The following is a 6,698-nucleotide window of genomic DNA, read 5'->3' as shown; positions in this document are numbered from 1 at the left end:
ACAGATGGCCGATCTTTATCATCAGATCAATGAAAATGATAAAGAGATTGAGCTTCTAGAAAAACAAATTGAGACCACAAAAGACAAGGAAAAGTTAAAGAAGTTGTATGATGCTTTAATTCCGGCCTATATTGATGGAGGTAAAAGTGATACCGAAATAAAGGCGTTAATCGAACAGGCGAAAAGCAGCATCGGTGAATACACCAATTCATATTATCAATACTACGCTTCTTATGCCCCGATCTTAGATGAATACAGGAAAGCGGAGGCAAGTCGGTTTTCCTACGATGCGACAAGGTCTTTACCTGATGTAAACAGAGAACTGAGTTCAAGCAGTCTGAAGAAAAAATTGTATTATATGCTTGAAGATATTTCTGGGGATTCCTTTCCGGAACTTGTGATTGCCATGAATAACTCTGAAAATACATTCGATCAACCAGGAAACATCCGGATTTATGACGTATACAGATTGAAGGATGGTATGCCAGAACGTATTTTTGATATAAATTCGATGGGATATCGTTCTGTCTACACAATTTGTGAGAACGGATTTATCAGATGTAGAGGAAGTGGCGGAGCAGATGCAAGTAACGATAGGTTTTATAAACTTGAAGGAAACACCGAAACGATCATCCAGGATATTGAGTATTGTGTAATTGATCATGTTCCCAGCTATTTCCAGACCGATGCAAATCACAATCGGTCTCAGATATCAAAAGAAGATGCAACCGAAATTATTAACAGTTATAACCTTAAAACGGGTATTCGTTGGATCGCTTTATAGTGGTGGTAATTATTAATTAAGATTGACTAAATCAATGATATTATATTGAATAAATTTAAAAGATGAAATTAAAATACAATAACGAAACAGAAGGTTTTTAAAACTGATAAAGGAGAGTAAGACGATGGAAGTAGTAGTTGGAATATCTTGTTTGGCCGTCTTTATAGCAATTTATTGGATTATTGACAGCGTTTTTACGAAAGGGATAAATGCAGCTTCAAAAGTTGCAAACAAAAATATTTTGTATCGTTCAGAGCATAAAGAAGGACAAGATCTGGTGTTTCAGAAATTGTCCTATCAAACAACTGTACCGATAAAAGTACTGATGGAAGAAGTGTCAAAGGAAGTTCTAACCGCTGAAAGTCCGAATTCAATGAAGTGTGTAACTTATGAGACAAGCAGAAGTGAGGACCGGATCACATTTGCGTATGGGAATGCACTGGATCCAACCTTGTTTGAAGCAGTTGTGGCTTTTTCAGATCATGATGGCATTACGGAGTGTCTGTTTTCAATTACTGGTTGGACGGAAAAAAACGGGATAATAAGCGAACATCAAAGGAGTGAGATTAAAAAACTGAAAAACCGGCTTCAGGTGGTATTTGAAAGGGATGATGGTAGTTTGGTTAGAAATCAGGAAGGTAACATTAATAATAAAAAAGGGAAATCAAGTAATTCGGAACTTCAGTTGTGCAAAAATTGCAGTACAGAATTAAATGGTAGATCGAAATACTGTCCAAATTGTGGGGTGTTCATTGATTTAACGGATCAAAGGGATTCAGACTGCGATACGGTAGTATTGTGTCCAGATGATACTGGATGTTCTAATGTAAAAGAAACACAACAACGAGTGTGTTTAGAATGTGATTCAGAAATTAATCCGACTTCAAAGTATTGTCCAAACTGCGGGGCACCAAGTGTATTTCCAGTCGAAAATGACTGGGACGATGAAACAGTAATGTTGAATCAAAATGATGCCGAATTAGGAGAGTCGGAAAAACAACCGCTGCGGTTGTGTCCGGTGTGTACTCAGGAAATAAATTTGAATGCAAAGTTTTGTCCCGAGTGTGGAGGCAGGGTTACGGTTCAAGGTGAAAAAAAATCAGTCTCTAAATCTGCTGAATCGATGGATGAAGAAAACAGTAAAGACTTTAGTGAGGCCAAAAAGAAGCGTGTCTTCTTTCAGATTATCGGTGCTGTTTTATCATTAATAGGCATTGTGAAATTTAGGTTTGTTGGATACTATCAAAGTGAAGCGATTTTTTATGTGGCTGTTCTGTTGGCTGGTTTGGTGTTTTTTTATCTGGCTTCAAAAATAAAAGTCCAGGAATAAAAGATGTTTTCTGAAAAAGCATGATGATAAAAATATAATAGGTAATTGCGAAACTAATTATAAAAACTAACGAAAACAAGCCATTCCGAGCCCATTTTGGTTAAATATAAGCTAATTTGGTGAGGAGATGCATAAATATATTATGTAAAAAATGGCTTATCCATGGGGTTTATTGAGTTTCGCAAACGCCTATAAAAATATAAGGAAAAGAGGAAGAATGATGAAGTGTAATGTATGCGGGTTTGAAAATGGAGAAAAAAACAATTTTTGTGAAGAATGCGGCAACAGCTTAAGCAACCCCCAAAAAGAAGTTGTTACTGAGGAAAAGACACTAGCTAAGAATAAATTTGAAGAGCCATGCCAGATTGAGATTTCTGTTTTAGAAACTGGTGACTTGGTCATTCAGCTGATCAGTTCTAAGAATGAAGTCAGACTAAATGGGGAATCATTGGATTCAATAAATATGTATGAACTATTGGATGGGGATTTAATTAAAACGTCTGATTCATTAATTAAAATAAGAATTTTACAGGAAGGTTGAGATCGGCATCATCAGTAAATGCGAATTAAAGTAAAGTGCTTGTGAGAGGCGGCAATTAAATGTATGAAGAGGAAAGAACTGAGTCGTTATTAGAAATAGAATCAAACAGCAACAAAAAAAGAAACCTGATTATTTTTATTTTGATTTGTGCGTTGCTGGTGATTGGATTAGCCGGTGGATTTGGGTGGTATTTCTATCGAGTAAATTTGGTTTCAGGGAATCTGGAAAAAGGTAATTCGCTATTAAATGATAAAAAATATCAGGAAGCGGTTAAGATTTTTGATGAAGTATTAAAAATCGATGGGAACAATTTGGATGCGTATATTGGAACGGCTAATGCTTATTCCGGTTCAGGCGACTTTGATAAAGCAAAAACATATTTTGAAGACGCAATTAAACTGAATACGGATACTGAAGAATTAATGCACATATTTGATGCTTATATTGCAGGGGCGATCAATAATAAAATATCCCAAGAGAATTTGTTCAGTCTTTTAGATCAAGCTTTTGAAAAAACCGGAAGTAGTGTTTACAGCGAGAAAAAATCAGAATATGAAGCAAAGATACCATCGTTTAGCCTCAATCCCGGAAGCTATCAGGCAAAGCAGACCTTACAGATCAATAAAGGAAATGACAATGACAAAATCTATTATACTACTGATGGCTCTGATCCCACGTCCAGTTCAAAGGAGTATAACGCTGCAATTGAGCTAAACATAGGGAAAACGACAGTCAAAGCGATTGAAATTGGACAGGATGGATTTGCCGGGAAGGTTGTTCAGGGTGAATATAGTGTTCAGGAGGTGGCGGCATCTACGGTTCAATTACAAGGAACAACAACATCTTCAGGTAGTTCATCGATTCGCAGTTTTAGTGCCCGAGCTTCGTCAACGTTACCGGATATGGGAGGAATCAATTATAGCCCCAGTAATGTTCTTGATCAGAGTGATAACACCGCTTGGGTTGAAGGCGTATCCGGAGATGGAATTGGTGAGTATATTGAATTGGTATATAACGGATCTCAGCCAATAACAATAAATGGTTTTTTGATTAAAAATGGCTATCTCAAAAGTGTGAAAGCTTTTAATGAAAATGGGAGTCCCAGTGAATTGGAAGTTCTTGTAAATGACGTGAGCAAATTCAGTTGTAAATTGGAAAGATCGCGAAGTGAACAAAAATTTTCAGTAAATCCCCTAAGTCTTTCAAATGGGGATACGATACGTTTTGTGATCCGAAACGTAGTGGCGGGATCGGATGATGGCGTTCACGATACGGCTATTTCAGAGATAATAGTTTTTTAGGAAATTATTTGGAGTGGAAGATATCTCCGGTGATGCCATTCCTGAATTGGTAATTTCAGGAAGTTACCAAAGCTTGACATCTTCTAAAAAAATATCTTTGACACCTACAGGATAATTGACAATAAACCGGAACGGATATTTGACATTTCCGCTGGGGCGTTTGTTTTCTAAATCGATAGAAAAAAGATGAATGAGAGGTAAGCATGAAAAATGATAATGAATCAATGGATTGTCAATTAGGAAAGTCAGAGATTCAAGATTCAAATCAAGAAAGTGAAGATAAACCATTAATTGAAGAAAATTTGATTTCTCAATCAGTTGAAGTCCCCGAAGAAGTAACTGAAGCGTTGGAGAATGGAAAAAATCTGATAGGTTATAAGAAATCCAAGCGGGGTTATATTATTTTAGGACTCTTGGTGGGAGTGATTATTTTTTTGGGGGGTACTTTTCTGATTCTTTCGCAAATGAAAACATCTCAAATGAACAAGGCGCTTGATCTCGGAGAGAAATACCTGGAAGAGGGTAAATATGAAGAAGCGATTCTTGCTTTTGATGAAGTAATCACCATTGAACCGAAACAAGTTGCGGCATATGAAGGAAAAGGGGCTTCTTATTTAGGTCTTGATAATTATTCTGAAGCTGAAACCCAATTAGAAAATGCTAAAGCCATTGACTTTACCGACAATGGGAAAGTCCTAATGGCAGACGTTTATATCAATACTCAACGTAAAGATCAAGGGGTCGACCTGATTGATGAAGTTTTGAAAAAAGAACCTGGTGAAACAAAGACGATTATTCAAATTGCCGATCTGTACAGCCAGATCAATGAATATGCTAAGGTCATTGATCTAACAGAAAAACAAATCGGAAATACCCAGGATAAAGAAGAACTCAAAAAACTGTATAATCAATTGATCGGCGCCTACATAAAGTCCGGAAAAACAGAGGCTGAAATTCTGGCTTTACTGGAAAGAGCAGCCAATGCGACCGGCGATCAAAGCTATATCCAGAAAAAAGAAAGCTATATTGTAAAAAAACCGAGCTTTAATTTAGCGCCCGGCGAATATCAGGGAGCACAAACGCTGGAAATTATTAAAGGCAATGCAGCGGATAAGGTTTACTATACTATTGATGGAACCGAACCCAGTATTATTTCTTCTGAATATACTGCGCCTATTTCTATGCAGCCTGGCGATATCACAGTTAAATTGATTGAGGTAAATGAGCAGGGGGTTAAAAGTCCAGTAATAGTAGGTACTTATACTGTTAAAACGAATTGGTTAATTCCCGATGAAATACAAGGAAAATGGGTTGGTGATAAGTACATACTGATTTTTTCAGGAAACGACTGTTCTTTTGGTAATAGGACTGACGGAATACAATCGACTTTAGTTGCATATCGAGTTGATATAAAATCGGATACGATAATTTGGATCTTTGCAGGAACAGCAACTCATGCGCTTATGGTAGACAAAGGGGCTCCTAATGACGGAAAAATCAAGGTTGATGGTGAAACATACGTATATTCGGAATAAATTTCTTGAACGATATGCGTCATGAAAAATAATTTGAGAATCGATTATTTAGTGTGATTGACAAAAAGACCATCCGGAGTAGTATTAAAATAATTAATCGGGATGGTCTTTGTTATTGATGTTAAGAGGGGGTGTTTGTTGAAAATTTTATTTTGATTGAAGCGGAGAGTATAAAAGATAATCGGAGTCGTGGTCAACGGTTTCCTAATTTTGTGATATTGCTCCCATCTAAATTGGCCACACAACAAATACCACCATCTTTAAAACCGAGAGTTAGATAATAAAGATTGTTACCGGAAATATTCGGCAAGGTATAGGCAGTTTTTCGATCAGATTCAGTTAAGTTATGATCTCTAAGCGGACCATAAGCGGTAGCGATTTCTTCATCTGTTTGGGCAATAAGCGTTGTCACTTTACTGCCATCACACTTCATTTTTTTAATGGTTAGCGAATCGGCAGAGGTGTAGTAGATCCAGTTATTATGAATGTTAATATAGTCGATTTTGTCATTGCTTAGAGGTGCAAAATTCTTCTCTGAGAGCGTTGCTTTAGATAGCAAATGCTTATTTAACATATAGATTGAGTCGTCATTAACCCAGATTGTTGCATAAGCGTCGAGATCTTCAAATAGGCATTCTTGCTGAGTACCATCAGGCTTCATTCGGTAAAGACCTTTGGGATTCAAATATTCTCCAGGGCGATAATAGATCCAGCCATTATCAATCGTGTAAACTAAGCAGTTTTCAATAACTGTTTTTGTATTAGTTCCATCTAAGTTCATTGAATATACAGCACCAGCTTTTGTTCCGACATGATGCGAATAGTAATAGATATGGTTATTAGCGATTGAGTAATGATAATTAGTATTAACCTTAGATGAGAATATTAAAGTGATGTTACTGCCATCAACTTTCATTTTTTTGAAACTGGATTCGGTACCTGTGGAGAGCGTACTGCAATAATATAACCAACCATCCACAATATTGAGGTCAGACTGAATGGAGTCAATGGTATCTTTAAAAATCAAACTGGTTTCGTTGCCGGCTTTTTTGTAAATGCAATTATCTGTGTTTGTCAATCAAAAAGTTTAGCGTTTGGTCTCGAAAAGTTGTGCACTTGCCAACACAATTTTGTTCATTAGCAGATGGTCGTCCAATCTCTTTTTAACAGAGTACCATCTGCGCAACTTTTGAATACTTTTTGCCAG

6 protein-coding genes are annotated in these 6,698 nt (G+C 36.7%); 5 read left to right on the top strand and 1 reads right to left on the bottom strand.

Annotated features, from left to right (window positions below):
• The 5 genes from ACEW8F_RS11570 to ACEW8F_RS11550 all read left to right on the top strand — a co-directional run.
• Positions 1 to 784, top strand: a 784-nt coding sequence (locus ACEW8F_RS11570; RefSeq protein WP_373483624.1) for a hypothetical protein, incomplete at its 5' end; no start/stop codon positions are given.
• Positions 785 to 908: 124 nt separating this feature from the next.
• On the top strand, positions 909 to 2,114 hold the full coding sequence (locus tag ACEW8F_RS11565; RefSeq protein WP_373483623.1) for a zinc ribbon domain-containing protein: 1,206 nt from the start codon (positions 909 to 911) through the stop codon (positions 2,112 to 2,114).
• Positions 2,115 to 2,331: 217 nt separating this feature from the next.
• Positions 2,332 to 2,655: a hypothetical protein gene (locus ACEW8F_RS11560; protein WP_373483622.1), complete on the top strand. Its 324-nt coding sequence runs from the start codon at positions 2,332 to 2,334 to the stop codon at positions 2,653 to 2,655.
• A gap of 59 nt (positions 2,656 to 2,714) precedes the next feature.
• On the top strand, positions 2,715 to 3,956 hold the full coding sequence (locus ACEW8F_RS11555) for a chitobiase/beta-hexosaminidase C-terminal domain-containing protein (RefSeq protein ID WP_373483621.1): 1,242 nt from the start codon (positions 2,715 to 2,717) through the stop codon (positions 3,954 to 3,956).
• Positions 3,957 to 4,159: 203 nt separating this feature from the next.
• Positions 4,160 to 5,491 (top strand): chitobiase/beta-hexosaminidase C-terminal domain-containing protein, encoded by a 1,332-nt coding sequence (locus ACEW8F_RS11550; RefSeq protein ID WP_373483620.1) that lies wholly within the window; start codon positions 4,160 to 4,162, stop codon positions 5,489 to 5,491.
• A 193-nt stretch (positions 5,492 to 5,684) separates the two neighbouring features.
• Here the strand turns inward: ACEW8F_RS11550 and ACEW8F_RS11545 are convergent, their stop codons facing one another.
• Positions 5,685 to 6,569, bottom strand: coding sequence for a DUF5050 domain-containing protein (locus ACEW8F_RS11545; RefSeq protein WP_373483619.1), 885 nt, complete (start codon positions 6,567 to 6,569; stop codon positions 5,685 to 5,687).
• Positions 6,570 to 6,698: the final 129 nt, after the last annotated feature.

It is taken from the genome of Acetobacterium sp. (assembly GCF_041752335.1).
Classification (GTDB): Bacteria; Bacillota; Clostridia; order Eubacteriales; family Eubacteriaceae; genus Acetobacterium.
This window is presented reverse-complemented; position numbering and strand designations above follow the sequence as displayed.

Bases quoted from the DNA above. Each gene is read 5' to 3' on its own strand.
- ACEW8F_RS11565 (WP_373483623.1), top strand. From the start codon at position 909: ATGGAAGTAGTAGTTGGAATATCTTGTTTGGCCGTCTTTATAGCAATT.
- ACEW8F_RS11560 (WP_373483622.1), top strand. From the start codon at position 2,332: ATGATGAAGTGTAATGTATGCGGGTTTGAAAATGGAGAAAAAAACAAT.
- ACEW8F_RS11555 (WP_373483621.1), top strand. From the start codon at position 2,715: ATGTATGAAGAGGAAAGAACTGAGTCGTTATTAGAAATAGAATCAAAC.
- ACEW8F_RS11550 (WP_373483620.1), top strand. From the start codon at position 4,160: ATGAAAAATGATAATGAATCAATGGATTGTCAATTAGGAAAGTCAGAG.